This window comes from Blastopirellula sp. SH421 (assembly GCF_057808535.1).
The window spans coordinates 184,401-202,340 of record NZ_CM173712.1; the positions used below are offsets into that span (position 1 = coordinate 184,401).

14 protein-coding genes are annotated in these 17,940 nt (G+C 55.2%); 6 read left to right on the forward strand and 8 right to left on the reverse strand.

Annotation, left to right across the window (positions count from 1 at the left end; all coding sequences use genetic code 11):
- Positions 1-226: 226 nt before the first annotated feature.
- Complete coding sequence (locus SH421x_RS00720) at positions 227-4,366, reverse strand: dockerin type I domain-containing protein (RefSeq protein ID WP_488853379.1); 4,140 nt, start codon at positions 4,364-4,366, stop codon at positions 227-229.
- 452 nt (positions 4,367-4,818) lie between these two features.
- Here SH421x_RS00720 and SH421x_RS00725 point away from each other — a divergent pair, with 452 nt between their 5' ends.
- Positions 4,819-6,153 (forward strand): dihydroorotase, encoded by a 1,335-nt coding sequence (locus SH421x_RS00725; protein WP_488853380.1) that lies wholly within the window; start codon positions 4,819-4,821, stop codon positions 6,151-6,153.
- Between the two features lie 73 nt (positions 6,154-6,226).
- Here SH421x_RS00725 and SH421x_RS00730 read toward each other — a convergent pair whose 3' ends face one another.
- Positions 6,227-6,700, reverse strand: coding sequence for a hypothetical protein (locus SH421x_RS00730; RefSeq protein ID WP_488853381.1), 474 nt, complete (start codon positions 6,698-6,700; stop codon positions 6,227-6,229).
- Positions 6,701-6,754: 54 nt separating this feature from the next.
- Positions 6,755-8,257: a hypothetical protein gene (locus SH421x_RS00735; RefSeq protein ID WP_488853382.1), complete on the reverse strand. Its 1,503-nt coding sequence runs from the start codon at positions 8,255-8,257 to the stop codon at positions 6,755-6,757.
- A 95-nt stretch (positions 8,258-8,352) separates the two neighbouring features.
- Between SH421x_RS00735 and SH421x_RS00740 the strand changes: the two genes are divergently transcribed.
- From SH421x_RS00740 to SH421x_RS00750, 3 genes are read left to right on the forward strand one after another with little or no spacing between them, the layout of a single operon-like run.
- On the forward strand, positions 8,353-8,835 hold the full coding sequence (locus SH421x_RS00740; protein ID WP_488853383.1) for a hypothetical protein: 483 nt from the start codon (positions 8,353-8,355) through the stop codon (positions 8,833-8,835).
- Entirely contained in the window at positions 8,832-9,932 is a 1,101-nt protein-coding gene (locus SH421x_RS00745) for an extracellular solute-binding protein (RefSeq protein WP_488853384.1), read from the forward strand. Before SH421x_RS00740 ends, SH421x_RS00745 begins: the two co-directional genes overlap by 4 nt.
- 18 nt (positions 9,933-9,950) lie before the next feature.
- Positions 9,951-11,339, forward strand: a complete 1,389-nt coding sequence (locus SH421x_RS00750; RefSeq protein ID WP_488853385.1) for a DUF2254 domain-containing protein — start codon at positions 9,951-9,953, stop codon at positions 11,337-11,339.
- A 69-nt stretch (positions 11,340-11,408) separates the two neighbouring features.
- On the opposite strand, the gene SH421x_RS00755 is transcribed toward SH421x_RS00750, so the two are convergent.
- The 5 genes from SH421x_RS00755 to SH421x_RS00775 form a co-directional block, all read right to left on the reverse strand.
- A complete protein-coding gene (locus tag SH421x_RS00755; protein WP_488853386.1) occupies positions 11,409-11,987 on the reverse strand; it encodes a pyridoxamine 5'-phosphate oxidase family protein in 579 nt (192 codons plus the stop codon).
- A gap of 429 nt (positions 11,988-12,416) precedes the next feature.
- On the reverse strand, positions 12,417-15,116 hold the full coding sequence (locus tag SH421x_RS00760) for a site-2 protease family protein (RefSeq protein WP_488853387.1): 2,700 nt from the start codon (positions 15,114-15,116) through the stop codon (positions 12,417-12,419).
- 186 nt (positions 15,117-15,302) lie between these two features.
- Complete coding sequence (locus tag SH421x_RS00765; RefSeq protein WP_488853388.1) at positions 15,303-15,668, reverse strand: hypothetical protein; 366 nt, start codon at positions 15,666-15,668, stop codon at positions 15,303-15,305.
- A gap of 9 nt (positions 15,669-15,677) precedes the next feature.
- Positions 15,678-15,995 carry a hypothetical protein gene (locus SH421x_RS00770; RefSeq protein ID WP_488853389.1) on the reverse strand — a complete coding sequence of 106 codons (318 nt, stop codon included), beginning with the start codon at positions 15,993-15,995 and terminating at the stop codon, positions 15,678-15,680.
- Positions 15,992-16,324 carry a hypothetical protein gene (locus SH421x_RS00775; RefSeq protein WP_488853390.1) on the reverse strand — a complete coding sequence of 111 codons (333 nt, stop codon included), beginning with the start codon at positions 16,322-16,324 and terminating at the stop codon, positions 15,992-15,994. The genes SH421x_RS00770 and SH421x_RS00775 overlap by 4 nt, the downstream gene beginning before the upstream one ends.
- Positions 16,325-16,472: 148 nt before the next feature.
- Here SH421x_RS00775 and SH421x_RS00780 point away from each other — a divergent pair, with 148 nt between their 5' ends.
- Positions 16,473-17,396, forward strand: a complete 924-nt coding sequence (locus SH421x_RS00780; RefSeq protein WP_488853391.1) for a hypothetical protein — start codon at positions 16,473-16,475, stop codon at positions 17,394-17,396.
- Between the two features lie 118 nt (positions 17,397-17,514).
- Complete coding sequence (locus tag SH421x_RS00785) at positions 17,515-17,919, forward strand: hypothetical protein (protein WP_488853392.1); 405 nt, start codon at positions 17,515-17,517, stop codon at positions 17,917-17,919.
- Positions 17,920-17,940 lie beyond the last annotated feature (21 nt).

A 17,940-nucleotide genomic window follows, 5' to 3' on the forward strand; every position in this document is an offset into this window, starting at 1 on the left:
GTTGGGACGACAGATCCCCCGAAAGGGCATGATAGGCTGGGCCGATTGTAGCCTCTTTAAGGCGCCGCTGGCGATTCAGATTTGGGCGGCCTTAGGCTTTTTGGCGAAAAATTTACGTCATCCGCCTAGGTTTATTTCGTGGATTACTCAAAAAGTTCGCACGACACCAAAAGAGTCGCGAGCCGCGATCGATAAGAATTAGGCCGACGAAAAAACAAGACGTCCGTTACAGGATCGGAAAGCGACTTTTGGGACGCGTCACGAACCGATAGAGCTGCGGAAACTCCTCTTCCAGATCGTCCAATGGCTCGGCGTCGTTGTCGGTAACGCGATGAATGACTGCCGATTCTTGCAGCAACCAGTCAGGCGATTCGTGCAATTGCCACTGACTGTGGTCAAGTAGAAGAGACGGGTCGAAGGTTTCCTCCTCTCCCTCCACGGTCGGAAATTCCCAACCATCCGGCCAAGTACCAAGATTGCCGAATGCGGCGTCAACGTTGGCGGCTTCGCTACTCGTCGTGATCGCTTCCGCTTCCAGCAGCATGCTAATCGGCGCAGGAAGGTTGGATTCGCTCTCAAGCGGCGCGGCTGTCGGTTGCACCGCATAGCTGCTTGGCAACTGGATTTGGTCGCCACCGTTCGCATTGGCGCCCAGGTTACGAATCAAGTAGGTCAGATCAATCAGCGACACAACGCCGTTTCGATCGAAATCGAACTTATACGCAGCCGGGAAACTAGCGACCGGATTACCGATGTTGCGAACCAGGTAGGAGAGGTCGACCAAAGAAATCGCGCCATCGTCGTTGACGTCGTAGGGGACAACTTCCATTTGCGTCGCCGGATTGCCGGTCTGATGGCCCGGAACGTCGCCATAATTGTCGAGCGTCAGTTGGACGTCCGTCACCATGAACTGCAGATCGGTAATCGGATCGGGATAGGCGCCGCTAGAGTCGTTGGGGAGGCCGCCATGGGAAATTGGCTTGAAGTGAAAACTGCCGACCAGGAAGTAGACGCCTTGCCCGACATCGCCGGCAATGATTTGGCTGGCGTCAATTTCCAGCGCGTCGCCGGTATTGTTGACGTTCAACTGGCCGACGCCGCTGCTGGCGGTCGAACTGTCGAGTTGGAACCAGTCGCTGTTGTAGTTCAAGCTCAGGGAGACGCTGATCAAGTTGTCAACATCTTGCGGATCGCGCAAGACCCAAACATCGACGGTGAACGTGTTCCACTCGTGGATCGACAATAGGTCGTCTGGCAGCAGTGCGGCTTCGCCCGCATCATCGGTCACGGCAGCGGAACTGCCGATGGTGAGGTGCACTTCCGCCTGCGGCAGCACGGTCAGCGAGAAGGTTGTCTGGGTGACGCCTCCTTCGTTGTCATCGGCGGTGATCGTTACTGTCTGGCTATCGCTGAGCTGAACGTCGACCAGAGACCATGTCCATGTGCCGTCCATGTTGTTCACGACGTCGCCGACCGAAGATGAGAGCAGGACAGCGTCATTGCCGGGGTCGCTGAATGTACCTTTTACTTCGGCGGTCATGCCAATCGTGAAGACTGGAGAAGATGTCTCGGCGGCAATTGTCGGAGCGGCGTTGTCGACGTGTAAGTTGAAGGTTGAAAATGAGGCGGCGCCATCCGAGTCGGTCGCAGTGATCGTGATCTTTTGCGTGTCGCTAGGCCCGTTGAGCGTTTCGTAGGACCAACTCCAGGTTCCGGTCTGATTATCCTGTGTGATCATGCCGATGCTGGCGGAAATGGTAATGCTATCCGCGCCAAGATCTCCGAACGTACCGCTGTTGGTCGCCTTCGAGCCCTCGTTCGTCGTAATGTCGTCTTCATCGATGCCGATCGTGGGTGAGGCATTCTCGACATTCAGCTCAAACGTAATAAAGGAGGCATCGCCATCGGAGTCGGTTGCGGTAATAGTGACCGTTTGGGATTCTTCCGGCCCGTTGATCGCAAAGTAGGACCAGCTCCAGACGCCATTCTGATCATCTCGCGTGATTGCGCCGACACTGGCGGTGATAGTGACGGTATCGCCGCCGAGATCGGTGAATTCGCCGCTATTTGTTGCGACGGATCCTTCCAGTACGGTCACGCTTGCTGTGTCAGCGGCAACCGTTGGAACGACGTTATTGACAGTTAGAGCAAACGTAACAAATGACGTCCCGCCATCTGAATCGGTCGCGGTGATCTTGATTGTTTGCGAATCGCTTGGCCCGTCAAGCTCATCCAGCGACCAGCTCCACTCGCCATTCTGATCATCTTGAGTGATGTTGCCGAGGCTGGCGTCGATCGTCACTAGGTCGCCATCCGGATCGCCGAATGTTCCGCTGTTAGTCGCCTGCGATCCTTCGTCCACAGTTACACTGTTCGCGTTGACGCCCACAGTCGGCGCAAGGTTGTTGATCGTCACATCGAATATCACTTGCGTCAGGGTATCACCGTCAGCGGCGGTGATCGTCACGATTTTAAACCCCGGCGGACTATCGGTTGAGTCCCAGCTCCAACTCCATGTGCCGTCGTGATTGTCGACGATCGTGCCGAGCGAAGCGGAAAGCGTGATCGTATCAGCCGCCACGTCAGCGTAGGCGCCGCTGTTGAAAGCTGATTCTTCTTGATTGATGACGACGCTGGGCGTCAGCACCGATAATTGTGGCGCTAGATTTTCGATTGCAAGCGTCGTGTCGCGGATCGTAACCGCGCCGTCCAAGTCGGTCACCTTCACGCTGATATTGAGCACCGAAAGCCCGCCCAGATCGGCCAATGACATAATCGGCATAGGCCCGACCGCGTCGTCGTACTCGCTATCGCCATCCAGGTCCCATTGGAACGACAGTTCTTCCGTCGCATTGCGATCGTCTGTCGTACCGCTGGCGTCTAGCTGAATGCTGCTCCCTTCTGGTGCAAAGTAAGGGCCGCCGGTATGAATGTTGGGCGCTTGATTGAGCGGCGACCCAATTGTCGCGACGCGTAGTTCTTTGCCATAGATTGGATCCGAGGCGACGAATACGACTTTATTATTAATCGCTGTGATTTCGCTGGGGCTAGAACTTAGGCTGCCGGGATAGATGTCGACAACCATGTAGGTCCCTTCGGACGTACCGTCGGTGCGCCAGAGTTCTTGTCCGGTGGCGTCTTGGAAGAATCTAAAATAGACCGCGTCTTCGTTCTTGGCCGCGATCAATTCACTGGACCAAGGAGGCGTAAAGAAGGGGCTGTTCGCCAGCAGATCAGCAACCATCGTCTCTTCGCCTGGCGTTCCATCAGTCCTCCATAACTCTTCGCCATGGATTCCATCGTCGGCGGTAAAAAAGAGAGTATCTCCTGTCGCGACCATCTTGGTGGCATAGGAGCTTAGGTATCCCGGATTAATGTCCGTAACCTGGACAGCGTTGCCGATCGTTCCGTCCGACTTCCACAGTTCCCAACCGCCGTTGAGCGGACCGCCGCCTGTGAAATAGAGTTCGTTCTTAAATTCGACAAGCCGTGAAAAAGTAGTGCGCACGGAGACCTCAGAAACTTTCTGGGTCCCGGCAGCAGTGCCGTCGGATCGCCATAGGGTATATCCCGCAGTGGAGTCAAACGCAAAAAAGTAAAGCGCATCGTCAAATTCCAGCATGCGATTGGGCCCAAAATTATAAGCCCCAGAATCAAACACCCTGACGGTTCCCTCTTCGGTGCCGTCCGATTTCCACAACTGATAGCCGCTCGGTCCGTCGTCAATTGCGGTGAAATAAACTGTGTCACCCACAGCGACCGGCGACTCAATATTCGTTTGGACGCTCCCGGTCGAGCCGACATAGATGTCCTTCACCAGCTTGGTGCCGGCGGCTGTGCCGTCCGAAGTCCAAAGCTCGCTCCCATGGATGCTGTCTGCATGATAGAAGAATAGTTTTCCGCCAGCGAGGGTCAGGTTCGCCCCGGAGAAGTCTTCGACAAGCAGCGTCGTCCCCGCTTCTGTCCCGTTCGACTTCCAGAGTGAGACGACATTGAAATTGTCACGCACGTAGAAGTAGACGCTGCCGTTGTCGGCGACGATGTTGTCTGGAAACGTCAGATTGGCATTGGGAAACAGCTTCACAAGGGTAGTGTTTTCTTCGGTTCCGTCGGTGCGCCACAAGCCGTTTCCATCCGAATTTGCGGCGGTGAAAAAGATGAACCCACCAGACTCAGTTAGATAAGTAGGGTTTGAACTAGAGGATCCGGCATTAATATCTTTCAGCATTGCTGGCGCGACTGTGAGCGGCGGTTCCATATCGCCGGCCAGCATTGCTCGTACTTCTAGTTGTTCGCAAAATAGAGCAGAAGTGCGAAGCTGTTGGTCCATTCCATGACGCATGGATGGGCGTTTATTGATCGCCATAATCCAAAGGAATCCGAGGGGGAGATGGCCGGGAGATAAAACGAGACGTTTCCGTCCCTAATTAAACAGCGAGAGTCACCATCGAAGATGGACAAGAATTCCCTAAATGCCGTAGTTATGGGTGGTGCGGCAGCGCTCTTGCAGGGTTGACATCGATAGTACACGAATAGTTTGCCCAGAACGACTATTTTCACCCTACGCTTGCCGGCTTTTATCCCGTCCGAATTCGCGGTACATTAACGACTTACGCTAGACCGACGTCGCCCGTATCTCGGCGGCGATCCCGGCCTTCGGGCAATGTCCGATAGGCTAATGCGAGCTGCCTGTGGGCTCGTTCACCCGCCCAACAGCGGCCCGTTATCTCAAATTTCTCCGTCTCTGGCGCCACGACTGTCTTGTCGTCGCCGAAGTGATTGGAACGCCTGCGGCCCCTTGCGGCCTGAGGAAATAGCATGAAAACGCTGATTAAGAATGCCATTGTGATGCTTCCCGACGGTCCGTCGAAAACGTCGGTCCTGCTGGATGGCGCGACTATTGTCGAGATCGATCCGGCCGAAACGGTCGAAGCGGATGAAACCGTGTACGCCTACGGTATGCATCTGTTGCCCGGCGTGATTGACGCGCATGTCCACATGCGTGATCCCGGCGGCACTGACAAAGAAGACCTCCGCACCGGCAGCATGGCGGCCGCCAAAGGGGGCGTGACCACCATCCTGGACATGCCTAACACCAGTCCTGGGACAATCTCACAGAAGTTGCTGGAAGAAAAGCTGACGCTCGCTTCAGTCAAAAGCATCGTTAACTATGGCTTTTTCATCGGCGCTACGCTCGACAACATCGGCGAGCTGAAAAAAGCGAAGCGGACGCCCGGCATCAAGATCTACATGGGAAGCACCACCGGCGACCTGTTTTTGAAAGATCCGGCGATGTTAGAGGCGATCTTCGCCGAGACAAAATTGCCGATCGCCGTCCATGCCGAAGACGAAAATATCATCACGAAGAACTTTGAAGAGTTCGGGCTAACGCGCAACGTGGTCGATCACTCGCGGATTCGTACTCCAGAAGCCGAAGCTTCCGCCGTTCGCAAAGCGGTTGCATTGGCCAAAGAATACAAGCACCGACTCCATCTATGTCATATGTCGTCGGCATTGGCTTTGGCGGAGTTTGAAGATCATGCAGACCTCATCACCGCCGAAGTAACGCCGCATCACCTGCTGATGAATGAGTCGGACTATATGCATCTTGGGACGCTGGCCCAGATGAATCCAGCCCTCAAGTCGGCGGCCGACAACGCGGCTTTGCTGCAAGCGCTGTTGGACGATCAGATTCAGATTATTGCGACCGATCACGCGCCGCATCGTTACGAGGACAAATGCCAGCGTTACCCCGACAGCCCGTCCGGCGTCCCCGGCGTCGAGACCTCGCTGCCGTTGATGTTGGACCTTGTGGCCAAAGAGAAGTGCACACTAGAAGACGTGGTCCATTGGATGTGCGAAGGCCCAGCATTGGTCTGGGACATCCTGGAAAAAGGTCGGATCGAAGTTGGCTACGACGCCGACTTGGTCCTAGTCGACATGAACAAAACGATGGCGATTCGTGGTCCCCACATGCAGACAAAGTGTCGCTGGACTCCCTTTGAAGGTCGCGAAGTCACCGGCTGGCCGGTTCGCACCTGGGTTTGCGGCAAAGAAGTCTATCGTGAAGGGAAGTTCGACGTCTCACGCCCCGGCATCGAAGTGATGTTCGATCACTCACGCGGGGGTTATTGGGCCGGTATCGATGGCTAATTAGTCGCGGTAACCCGAAATATAGAACGCCGGCCATTAGGTCGGCGTTTTTTATGTCTTGTCAGCTTCACATCTACTTCCCGTCGCGCTGCCAACTGGGGACCGAGCGATTTGCTTCGGCTCTTGGGGCGATCATGCCGGGACGCGAAGGTCCGCGGTAAAGCGGCGCTTCGGCTCGTTCGGTCGCAGTTAGACGGGGCAGGGGGCGTGTCGACCGATAGTAGCGCTCAAGCCCGATCTTCGGCTGCGTGTATCCACGTAGGGTTTGGGCTGGAAGCGGAAAGCCATTGGGAAAAGTCGCGTCCGCGCGACGACGATACGGCAGAATGGGGAGCTTGCCAGCCGAGTCGAGACCTTGATCCAGCAAGTATTGATCGACCGAGGCATGGCGCGAAACGCCGCTATAAAGCGATCCATACAGATACTGCTCACGCGCTGACAATCGTCGCAATGCCGAAGGCGATGGCGCTGTATTCGGAGGCAGATCTTGCGCGATTGCCGGCGCTGCAAAAAGCAGCAGACCAATCAGTGAAATTGCATGTTTCATAATGCTCTCCCTAGGGGAAGCATAGAGAAACTTACGGTGAAAGCAAATCTAACGCTATTGGGGTTGCTCACGAACAGCGATTTCGACTTCGCCGATGTTATCGGCCAGTTGGCCTGGGTGGTCATTCACTTTCATGTACAGAGTCGCCGTAAGCGGCGGGGTCAGCGTCCGCTGATTGCCGACCGTTTCGTACATGGTCAACGGCGAAGCGGCGGGGCCGTTCCAATCATCTGGTCGAAGGCCGCATAACAGCTCACCAAGCGGACGCCCGTTGAAGTAGGAGAGGGTGATTCCATTGGGTTCGCAGGGCCATTCAGGGTTTTGTTGCAGCAGGTAACGGCCTTTGGCGACGATCTCGTAGGTTTTGCCTGCTTCCAACAAAATGCCGGTCGATTGCCAGCCGCGATTTGACTGAATGATCGCGGTGGCCATGCCGCCGGTGAGCGGCTTGCCAGCGGCATAGACAATTTGATTGCGTGGAAAGTCATAGCCATAGTCGGCGTTGGCGACAAACATTTGCCAGCCTTCATCGATCAATGGCCATTGGTCTCCCAGCGATTCTTTGAAACGACGATTCATGTCGTAATCGAGCCGGACATATTCTTGCAGCTTTCGAAATTGGACCTGCGTGCGAGGGTTGTTTTCTAAATAAGTCACCGCGCCCCAGCACCAGCCGTAGGGGCTGTTTTGCAAATGGGCGTCAGCCGTATAGTTCATCACATCGTCGAGCGTCTTGCCCTGACTGTTGGCGAAGTCGTCACGGATGATCTTGATGCGTCCCCACATTGGCATTTCTTCTTTGGAGGCCGGAATCACGCCGACGGTCAGCTTGCCGTCGCGCCAGTAATGGGTGCCGAAATACTCGGCGATCCCTTCGGAGTACCAGGGAGGTCCGCCGCCGCCAAACATTTTTTGCATGAACGAGTGCGTTCCCTCATGCAGCAGCAAATGTCGGCGATACTGGGCGCTCGGCTGATCACGCAGCCAGAATGCGTCGCCGCGCGAGTAACCATGCAAAAAATTCGGTAAATCAGCCGGAAAGAGCTCGGCCGACGCGAAGGGCTCTTCGCGCGACATCAAGCAGGCTTTGACATGCCAATCGGCGTACTTCAGCGGATCGATCTGAAAGTACTCGCACCACAGTGGAAACGCGGCGTCTAACACGACCGGCAACTCGTCTACTTCGGGTGACGGCGGCAAGTCGGTCACCAGGGTCAAGTGCTTCCCTTGCACTTGTCGCAGCTGGTTGGCGGCTAGTTTGTGGGGATCGATTGTGAATTCGACATACGGCTCGGTTGGCGCCGCGCGAAAACGATCGGCAGCGTCGTCGTTGTTCATGAACTGATCGAGAACCGCGATTGAGCCATCGTCATCTTTTTTCATCGGAGCCATCGTCGCTCGTTTGACTGGCTCGGTCGGTTTGACCTGTTGTTTGACAGGCTTGGTGCTAGGCGCTGGCTTCCCGGATGCTGGCGCGGTAGGCGGTACAGCCACTGGTTGGTCGCTGGCTCCGCACCCCAGAAACAACAGCATCATGCTAATCAGCAACCATCGCATCGCGTGATCCTTGGGCGATCGGAATAATCGAGAGCTTGCGCAGCTCTACCGGCAGAAAGGATAGTTCATACTTGTTATTCTAAACTGAAACTCCTTTGCCTGTTGAAATAATGCCTGAGACGAAGCTCGACGCTACCAATTCTGTTGTTCGCCATCCCTGGTCCCATGTGGTTGCAGGGGGGATTTCGCTGGTTGGTGCGGTGATTTGCGGACTCGATTGGCCCGAATTTCCCCAAAATCTGCAGCATTTATCCACCGCAGGGGTCTTTGCTTGGGGGGTGGCTGTGATTTTTCAGCTTGTCGTGTCGGCCGGGCACTTACGGATTGCGATTCTAGACTGGCAAGGTCTCCAGGCGCCGCCATCGTATGAGCGGCGAAACGCAAGTCTGTGGGTTGCAGTCCAAGCGATCGCACTGATCGGGATCGGCAGCTTGGTTTTGTTGGGCAGCAATTCAATCTTGCTGATGGCCAACCAGACCGAGATCTTGTCGGCCCTATCGGCCAGCAGCGTTGTGTCGCTATGGGTCTGGGGAATGCGGCGGAGGTTGTTTGCGGCCGGAGGGAAAGGAACGACATGAGCCAGGAAAAGCGGAAAGCGGAAAGTGGTAAACGGCGAAGAATCGGAGTCCGAGTCGCGAGCCGAGGGACTTCAATCATCCAGCCTGGCGCCACTTTGACGACTGCTATTATTTTCCTGTTCCTCCTCAACGGCTGTCGTTTCGAATCCGACAACGAAGCGGTGGTCTACGTCGCGCTGGATCGTGAATTTTCCGAGCCTCATTTTCTGGGCTTCGAACAAGCAACCGGCGTTCATATCGCCGCCAAGTATGACACCGAAGCGAACAAGACGGTCGGTCTGACCGCCGCCCTATTGGCTGAGAAAGATCGGCCGCGCTGTGACGTCTTTTGGAACAACGAAGTGCTCAACACGTTGCGGCTTGAGCAAGCGGGGCTGCTCACCGCATACATTCCTCCCAATGCCGCCGATTTTCCGGCCGAGTTTCGTTCGCCTGATGGAACGTGGCATGGATTCGCCAGCCGCGCTCGCGTGTTGCTGGTAAATACCGACCTGGTGAAAGCAGATGAGCGTCCCGATTCGATTCGTGATTTGATTGATCCACGGTGGAAAGGCCGATGCGGTTTCGCCAAGCCGCTGTTCGGGACGACCGCGACGCATGCCGCGGTGCTATTTGCGGTTTGGGGACCCCAGGAAGCGAAGTCCTTTTTCACCCAGTTAAAAACCAACGCGCGGATGTTTCCCGGCAACAAACAAGTCGCCGTCGCTGTCGGTAATGGACAGATCGCATTTGGCCTAACCGATACGGACGATGCGTTGGGCGAACTGCGAAGCGGCTCGCCGGTGGCGGTTGTTTACCCCGATCAAAGGGAAGGGGAGTTAGGGACCCTCTACATTCCCAACACTTTAGCGATATTGAACGACTGCCCGCATCCCGAGAAAGCCCGGCAGTTGGTGGATTATTTGTTACAACCTGCAGTCGAAACGACGCTCGCAACCGGTCCCAGCGGGCAAATTCCGCTTAATACGAAAGTCGATGTGCCGGCGCGGGTCGAAACGCCGAAGACCAAGAGAGCGATGCAGGTTGATTTTCGCGCGGCGGCCGACCAGTGGGACGATGCGGCCAATTTTTTGACCCCGCTTTTTTTGAGCCAATAACAATCGGAAGTTGAGGTCATGGAAGCGCGCCTAACGATGCTTTGGGATCGATCGCGGGCCAGCTTTTGGTTCGTACCGAGCCTGTTTCTGTGCGTGGGGATCATGTTCGGCTTTACCTTGCCGATGATGGACCTGACCGTCGATTTCTCCAAGTATGAATCGATCTGGTTGCAGACGACGACTGCTGGATCGCGCTCAGTCTTATCCACCATCGCCGGCTCGATGGTCACGGTCGCCGGCGTCGTTTTCTCCTTAAACATGGTGACTCTCTCGATCGCGTCAGGGCAATACGGATCACGTGTGCTTCGCAGTCGGATGGAAGACAACACCGCACAGGTTGCGATGGGTTCGTTGTTAGCGACCAGCGTCTATTGCTTTCTTGTCCTGCGCACATTGCAGGATCGAGATGACTATGTCCCGGTGCTGTCCGTCAACGCGGCGATCATCGCGGCGGTCGCCTGCTTGATGATCTTGATTTACTTCGTGCATGAAGTCGCCAGCGAGATCCAGGCGCCGCGTATCGTCGAGGCGCTTGGTTATGATCTGAACGCGTCGATCGAACGTCTCTATCCTGAAGAAATCGGCAAAGCCTTGCCGGGTAATGGAAAGCCAAGCGACGCCGAGCTTGAAAGTTTTCATCGCGACTGCGTGACTGTCGACACGACCTCCGAAGGCTACCTGCAGGGGATTGATATTTCTACGCTGCTAGGAACCGCCAAGTCGCAAGACGTGATGATTGAACTCCGAAAAAGACCTGGTGATTTTATCACCACTGGCGATGCGATCGCCGAGGTAGGGCCGCCAGACAGAGTGAACGATGATTTGCTAAGTGCGATTCGCGAAACGCTGATCATAGGAACCAATCGCACGCCTCGGCAAGACGTCAACTGCGCTGTGCATGAGTTAGTGCAGGTCGCTATTAGGGCATTGTCTCCGGGGATTAATGACTCCTTTACCGCGATGAACAGCATTGATCGGTTGGGCGCAGCGCTCTGTCGTTTGGCGCAGCGAGAGGTTCCTTCCGCCTATCGTTACGACGACGATGAGACATTGCGAGTCATCGCGTGGCCCTGTGGGTTTCCTGAAGTTCTGGGCGCCGCTTTCAATCAAATTCGTCAAAGCGGCGCCGACAGCGAAGCGGCGACATTGCGTCTGATGGAAGCGATTCTGACGGTCTCTGCTCGGGTTCGTCGCGAAGAAGACAAAGCAGCGATCGAAGAACAGTTGCAAATGATTGATCGAGCTTCACGCTCAAACTTTGGCGACGAAACAGCGCTGGCCACCATCTTAAAGCTGGTCGATCGAACGCGCGAACGGATGATTGTCCGCAGCGAAGATGCTCAAAACGATCAAGAGTCCGAAGAAGAAAAAGAGGGTGACGTACCAACCGGCGGCGCAAACGGGTAATGGTGCATCGCTTAGCGTGTAACAATGCCATTGGGTCATTCGTGCTTGCTTCGACATTCGTCACCGACTTCAATCGGTGCTTTCCTCACTCCAATCCCCCTCAAAGTTATCAAGCCCCTTCAGCCCGTCTAAGCTGGTCATGTTCTTTTCGCGGCGGTAGTCTTTCAGCCCATCCACTCCCTTGGCGACGCTGTAGTCAATCAACTGTGAGCGATCCTCGACAAACTGGTATTTGGGAACAGCGTATCCGCAGGTATCGGCGATCCGCTGCACATGAACGCGGATGATGGAACGCGTACCGGGCATCGGCGGGAAGAGCTCACGCAGTGCGGCAAAGTCGGCATGATCCGGCTCCAGTACTTCGGCCTGACCATACAGTCGCAAGATATTCGGCGGACCGTCGAACGCGCAAAACATCACGGTGATCCGGCCATTCTCTTTGGCGTGAGCGATTGTCTCGACGCCGCTGCCGGTCAAATCCAGATAAGCGACCGTCTGCTGATCCAAGATCCGAAACGAATCGAGTCCCTTCGGCGAAAGATTAATCAGCCCGTCCTCAGCTAAGGGCGCGGTTGCGACAAAAAAGAGCTTTTGGTGGCGGATGAATTTCGCGATGCGATCATCGATCTTCTCGTAGATTTTACCCATCGACAGTCCTGCATTGGTTGGGCGAAATGGGGTGTAATCGGTTGGATGAGGTAGGAGGCGAAAAGGTTCACGAAGAGTAGGTTCAAAAATCGATCCCCACGGCGAAGTGAAGTCGTGTGGACCGGACTGCGTTATTTTTCCTTAGTTATCACCCGACCGCGGGGTCGATCAATTCCAAAGCTTGCAGATCCAGCGAGCCGCAGTTCCGCTGAGCTAGCCAGGCAACGGCCTACTGCGCGCAGCATTTCGGCCGCGCGATCGCTCGTGATGAGCGTGCGTACATTCTCAATCCGTAATCGACCCCAAATCCGTGCACGCTGTCAAGCGACAATCTTCGAGCCGACCGGGACTGCCGTGGGAGATGTGTGACGACGTACCAGGTATTCGGTCGGATGGCGGCGAATGGTAAATGGTTCATGACGGCGGTGGTTACATATCCTGCCATTGCTGGCCGGACGTCACGTCATATTTTATCTCGACGCATTTGTGCCGCAGGTACCATTTTGCCAACGCCGGCAGGATCAATTCAGGCTGATGCGATTCAACGCTGAGCATCAGGATGGGACCAACTGTGTATCCGAATGGATGGCATCTTTGCGACGCGTTCCCATCGATCGGCTCTTTGTCAGGCATCACTCCTAAGATCTCTGCGGCGGCGATCAGTCGCTGCTCTTGCGGCTCCGTTTGGCGGGGCTCCTGGACTTGCGGATCTTGACGCATATTGGCCTCGACTTGCTCTTCATAAGCACGCTGATAGTCGAAATAGGCGTCAATCAATTCTTTCATCACTGGATCGTCGATCTGGGCGAGTTTCGCACGGATCAACTCCTGTTTCTTTCGCTGGAAAATTTCCTTGTATTTCTTCTGCAATTCGTTCCACTGATTCCCATCACCGCCGCGATCTAGCGACGCTTCCATTTCTTCATAGGCTTGTTCTAATTCAGGATCATCCAGAAATAAATCGATCTCTTGCAACTTAGCGAACGTTTGTCGCACTTTCCGCCATTGATCGCGCTGCTCCGCCGGCGCATCGTCCCAAAGCGGATCCCAAGGAGGAATCGCTTGCACAAAGAAGGGGATCGCGCGAAAGTTCTCCGCATCGCCCAGCATCTCTTGGGCCGAGTCGCCGGTCAGCGCAATGGTCATCGTACGCACCACGGCGCCTTCCGTCGTCGTTGAGAATGCATCGTCGGCAGCCGCCTGCAATTGATCATGCAACATGCCGTGCTGCGCTCCGTCAGCAGACGCGGTGACAAACAGGGTTGGCCCGATCTGCAGCAGCCGCAGCGGCCCGGCTGTTTGGGCTAAGCGATCGTACTCCGTCGTAGCGGCAGCAGTGTTGGCGAATTGTGCGGTGTAGGTGACCGTCTCGCCGGCCAGCAGACCAACATCGATCGAGCGCTGAGAGTCAGCATCGTAATGAATTTCTGGCTGAGACTGGCCCATCGCCAGCAAATCTCTCAGGTCTGCATCTCGTCCGACATAGATTACCGCAAGCAAGATCAAGCAGGTCAAAAACGAACCGCAGTAAAGCAACCCCAGCGCCAGCGTCGCCAACAAGCCGGGCGCCTTGGCGTTCAACGATTCAAAGATGGCGTAGACATTTTGTGCAATAAGTTTTGGATGAAGCGGCTCGGGGAAGTGGGCGCGAACGTCGTCGATCAAGATGATCGCTTCGTCTCGCGGGATCGACTTACCGTCATTGGAGATCGCGGCGAATCCTTGTGCCCGCAGTCGCTCGACCGCCGACGCGATGCGATAGGCGACTGGCAGCGCCATGGTCATTGCAAACGCGATAAAGCCAAAGACATAAGAGCCGGTGGCCAACGTAATCAGCGCCAAGCCCGCGATGGCGACGCTGCGAAATGCGACGTCCAGAAACCGATGCCGACAAAATAAGATCGCCTGCCAAAAGGCGCCGCCGTCTAGCGGCAAGATCGGCAGCATGTTCAGTCCATTGATCAGCAATGACGCGAGCGCCAATTGAAATTTCCAATCGGCCGGTTGAAACAAGGCCCAGATCCCGATCGCGCCGCCGACAAAGATCCCCGGCAGGGGGCCGGCCATCGAGACGAGCCCTTTTTTCCAGCCGGCGACATTCAAGTGACGCCCACTTACGGCGGCGCCAAAGAAGGGAATGAAGAACATCTTGGTATCGCGATAGCCAAACAGTTTCATCGCGATAAAGTGCCCTGCTTCATGAAACAGCAAGATCGGCGCTAGCAACAAGATCGCCGTAAAGTCTTGCTGCCAGCCAATGGCCGCGGCGAAGAGGAAAAACGAGATCACCAGCATTGTGATCATTGCGCCCCAACTCGATTGGTTTTTCTCGAGTTTGTCGAGCTCGGCGAAAACGTCCTGATATTTGTGATCGTCGTTGGTGATCGCAGAGACGATCGGTTCACCATCGGGATCCGCCGCTTCCTCTGTCGAGGAAGCGTCCGATGACATTAAGGGGGGATCGAGCGGTTCGGGACGATCAAAAAAGCCGCGCGCCACATGAAAGTTGATCAACTCTGCGTGTTGCCTATCGATGTAGTGGAGCAAGTCGTCACGCGAATAGAGCTCTTGCGGTGGACTCAGCGTTTCGACCAGTCGCTCTTGATGCCGCCGCCAGAGTTGCTCCACCGTTTTGTTCTTGCCGCAGCGCTCGATCCGAAAATTGTCAGGCGCCAGCAAGTCGGGCTGGCCGCCAAACGTGATCAGGTACGAGCCGTCTGTGAGCAGCGTTTCGATCTGGCATTTCAGCCATTCGAGCGTCTGCGCTTGCGAGCGCCAGACGCGATATTGCATCCGGGCGACATGCTTGCCCGATTCGTGCAGCATCGTCACACGATAGATCGTCGTGTTGTGCTGCGGCAATACGATCTCGTGGCGAACGAGCTGGCGAAAACCGAGCGACTCTAACTTGGCCAATTCAGGCGCAAACCTGTCATCAATCTTTGCGGGCCAAGGGTGATCGGTGACAAATTCGCCCAGCCGATCGACCGCCGGATCATCGGTCGAAGCAGGAGTCCGAAGACCCAGACCTTTGATCACTAAACCAAATGGAATCCCGAGCAGGTAGCCCTCGAACAAGAATTCTCGGAGCGTGGCGCGAGAAGCGTTGATTTGGTAGACGTTCGCCATCGAAAATACCCCGACAAATCGCCTGCAAACGGAAATAGAGAAGGTCCGAAGTATTTCATAGCGAATAGGGCGCGTCAACTCTTTCGGAGCAATTGGTGGAGGAAGTTGATTGTGTAGATTTCCTGTTCGGATCGATCGTACAAGCGTAGGAAGTTAGGCGAATTGGATTTTTTGCCCAAAAGATCGTCAGTCTTGCGGACTGGGGGGCGAAAGTTCTTGCGGCCTGCCGTTGCGCTGCGTTGCCGGCGCCATTTGGATGTCATCGATCAGGCGAACGCGCTTGACGACCCGTGCACGCATGCCAGAGACGAGTCGTGCATCGATCTCGATCAATGGCCAATAGAGATTGCAGAGGACTTGGCCCTTCTGCTCTCGCTCGGCGGACCACGCGGGTTCGGTGAAATAATAGTCGTCCATGCCAAACTCTTCCGCTTTCCCCATTGCGACGCGCGAAAGGTAGAGGAACGAGCCCAAGTAGATCGCCAGACCGCCCAACACGATAACGATCAGTCCGTCACGAATGTTCGATCGAAGGGAACGGGTATGGGACATGTCGCAATCCTATTGTCGAGAATCGTCTGCATGGATGTCGACGCACGATAGTTTTTGCAGCAGCGCCGCGCCGGGGGATTCTCCGGTCAAGCAGGCGTCGAGCTTGATCACCGGCCAATAGAAGCGGCAAAGCAATAAATGGCGTTCTTCACCTGATTGGGAGTGCGGGTTGGCAAAGTAATAGCCCTCGAAATCGTACTTGGCGCCATCTGGATAACCATGCCGAGAGAAGTAGTAGAACGAGCTGAAGTAGACAGCGAGCAAGCCAAAGAGACAGACGATAGCCCCTTCACGGAGATACGGCGACTTTTCTGGTCTGTCATTCATGGTTGGGTGGGAGGCCAGCGAAGGGGCATATCCAGATAAATGGTGGGGACCGTCAGACTATTGGTCGGTCGTTTGCCAGAGACGATTCTCGCATCGAGTTCGACCAGCGGATAGTAAAAGCTCTGGAGGAGTTGCTCGCGTGCGAGGCTGTCGACGGACCATTCATCATCCAGAAAGTCGTAGCGGTCATCCCAGATATTTTCTTCTGCACGCTCCATTCCAGTCCGCGAAAGATAGATGAAAGAGCCAACATAGCCAGCCAAAAATAATGACAGCAGCAGAACTCCAGCACCGGTAGTAGATATTTGGGGAGCAGACTTTTCGGTCATCACAAAATCATCCGTTAGGGACCGCTGCGCCAAAGTGGGCGTCGTCTTGTGTTAGTCTAAATCTTTCTCGTGAAAGGTGCGAATTGTTTCGCGGCCGATTTCTGGCAATAGCCTCCTCCGCTACGCGAATAGATAGGCGGGGGACTTTATGCAGCGATCGCAAACAACCTGGTGGCTACGGCGAGAAACGATCGGTACGGTGATCGGCGTGTGGCTGTGGTTGCTGTTCGATGCAGCAATGATGATGCTGTTCCATCGAGAATTTGTCGAATACGACCTCTATGGCGATCTCGTTTCTAGTCGGCCGATAAGCCGCATTTCATTGCTGTTTTTTGGATTCGTGCAATCGGCAGCCTATTTGCAACCGGTCTGTAATCTCGCGTTCTGCTCCGTATTGTTCGTGAGCGGTGGACGCAGGATGCGTTGCATTGCTGTGATTTTGCTGACGTTGAGCACCGCTCTTTTTTTCATCAATCCGTGGAGCAGAAAAAGTTTTCTTGAGTTCGGAGTGATCCATGGTTGGCGAATGCTATTGCTGCTGCTATTGATCTCGCTGGGAACTGCCAAAGTGATTTGCGGCATCTTTCGGATCCAGTTGCATTCGCAGAAAACCTCGGCCGCCCAGATCTCTTTATGGCATTTGCTGCTGGGTATGACGTTGTTTGCGATTAGTTTGTCTGCTGTCGCGCCAGCTCAGGGGAGCCTCCTAGGCACGCTAACCTATCGTGTCGTACCGACGATCACGATCACCGCGATTGCGTGTGCGGCGGCAGTTGCTTTTCTGCCGCGGCATAAGTCATTCGAACTCGGCAAACGACCGATTCGATCAGGAGAGGGAAATTGGCTTCTCTACCTGGCGATTATATTGCTTGTCGCAACGGTGCAGTATCCATTGTGCCGTTACATGTTTCTCGGCACAGACGAACTCTTTTCGGCGAATGCCCAAGCCCTCGCTCTATCTCTCGCCGTCGTCGGTTACTTCTACCACGGTTTGCTCCTCTCCACGGCGTTTACTTTCGTCTGGTTTTTAGGGTTGCGCCGGGGTGAGGACATAGTTTCTCAGGTTCCCTAACCAAATAGCCGATTTCCAACTATATTAAGGGACGTGCGACCCCGAGTTTCTCTGCAGGAAATGCCTGGCGCGGCCCAGGCGATGTAATGGTCGGCACGTTAGCGATAAGGATCGTGCGATGAGCATGTCGGTTTTTCCCGTCTTCAATCCAAAATTGACCGGCGTTAAGTTCAAAGCCAAAGGAACCGTGCTGTTTGATCAGTTTGAAGCGTTGGATGCGATTGCAGAAGCAATCGACGTCGCTCGCTTTAGTTCGTTTGGGGATGATCGTCCGATTCCAGAGGACTTTGACGGCGACGAAGACGATCTGGAAGAAGCGCTCGGCGTGTGGGACGAATGGTATTCGCCGGCCGATGGGCTGAAGACCATGCTGGCGCTAATCGACGCAATCGCCGAAGAACCCGACCTGGCCGAACAGCTGGACGACAGCGACGAAGTGGTCGAAGAATTGACCGCGATGAAGGACTGCCTAGAAGCCGCAGTCGCCCAGGGGGTGCAGTTTCGCCTGGAACTTGCGCCGTAAGCAATGATTTTGCTGGGATCC

Excerpts from the sequence above, each read along its gene's own strand:
- SH421x_RS00720 (WP_488853379.1), bottom strand. The coding sequence starts at position 4,366 with ATGGCGATCAATAAACGCCCATCCATGCGTCATGGAATGGACCAACAG.
- SH421x_RS00725 (WP_488853380.1), top strand. The coding sequence starts at position 4,819 with ATGAAAACGCTGATTAAGAATGCCATTGTGATGCTTCCCGACGGTCCG.
- SH421x_RS00730 (WP_488853381.1), bottom strand. The coding sequence starts at position 6,700 with ATGAAACATGCAATTTCACTGATTGGTCTGCTGCTTTTTGCAGCGCCG.
- SH421x_RS00735 (WP_488853382.1), bottom strand. The coding sequence starts at position 8,257 with ATGCGATGGTTGCTGATTAGCATGATGCTGTTGTTTCTGGGGTGCGGA.
- SH421x_RS00745 (WP_488853384.1), top strand. The coding sequence starts at position 8,832 with ATGAGCCAGGAAAAGCGGAAAGCGGAAAGTGGTAAACGGCGAAGAATC.
- SH421x_RS00750 (WP_488853385.1), top strand. The coding sequence starts at position 9,951 with ATGGAAGCGCGCCTAACGATGCTTTGGGATCGATCGCGGGCCAGCTTT.
- SH421x_RS00755 (WP_488853386.1), bottom strand. The coding sequence starts at position 11,987 with ATGGGTAAAATCTACGAGAAGATCGATGATCGCATCGCGAAATTCATC.
- SH421x_RS00760 (WP_488853387.1), bottom strand. The coding sequence starts at position 15,116 with ATGGCGAACGTCTACCAAATCAACGCTTCTCGCGCCACGCTCCGAGAA.
- SH421x_RS00765 (WP_488853388.1), bottom strand. The coding sequence starts at position 15,668 with ATGTCCCATACCCGTTCCCTTCGATCGAACATTCGTGACGGACTGATC.
- SH421x_RS00770 (WP_488853389.1), bottom strand. The coding sequence starts at position 15,995 with ATGAATGACAGACCAGAAAAGTCGCCGTATCTCCGTGAAGGGGCTATC.
- SH421x_RS00775 (WP_488853390.1), bottom strand. The coding sequence starts at position 16,324 with ATGACCGAAAAGTCTGCTCCCCAAATATCTACTACCGGTGCTGGAGTT.
- SH421x_RS00780 (WP_488853391.1), top strand. The coding sequence starts at position 16,473 with ATGCAGCGATCGCAAACAACCTGGTGGCTACGGCGAGAAACGATCGGT.
- SH421x_RS00785 (WP_488853392.1), top strand. The coding sequence starts at position 17,515 with ATGAGCATGTCGGTTTTTCCCGTCTTCAATCCAAAATTGACCGGCGTT.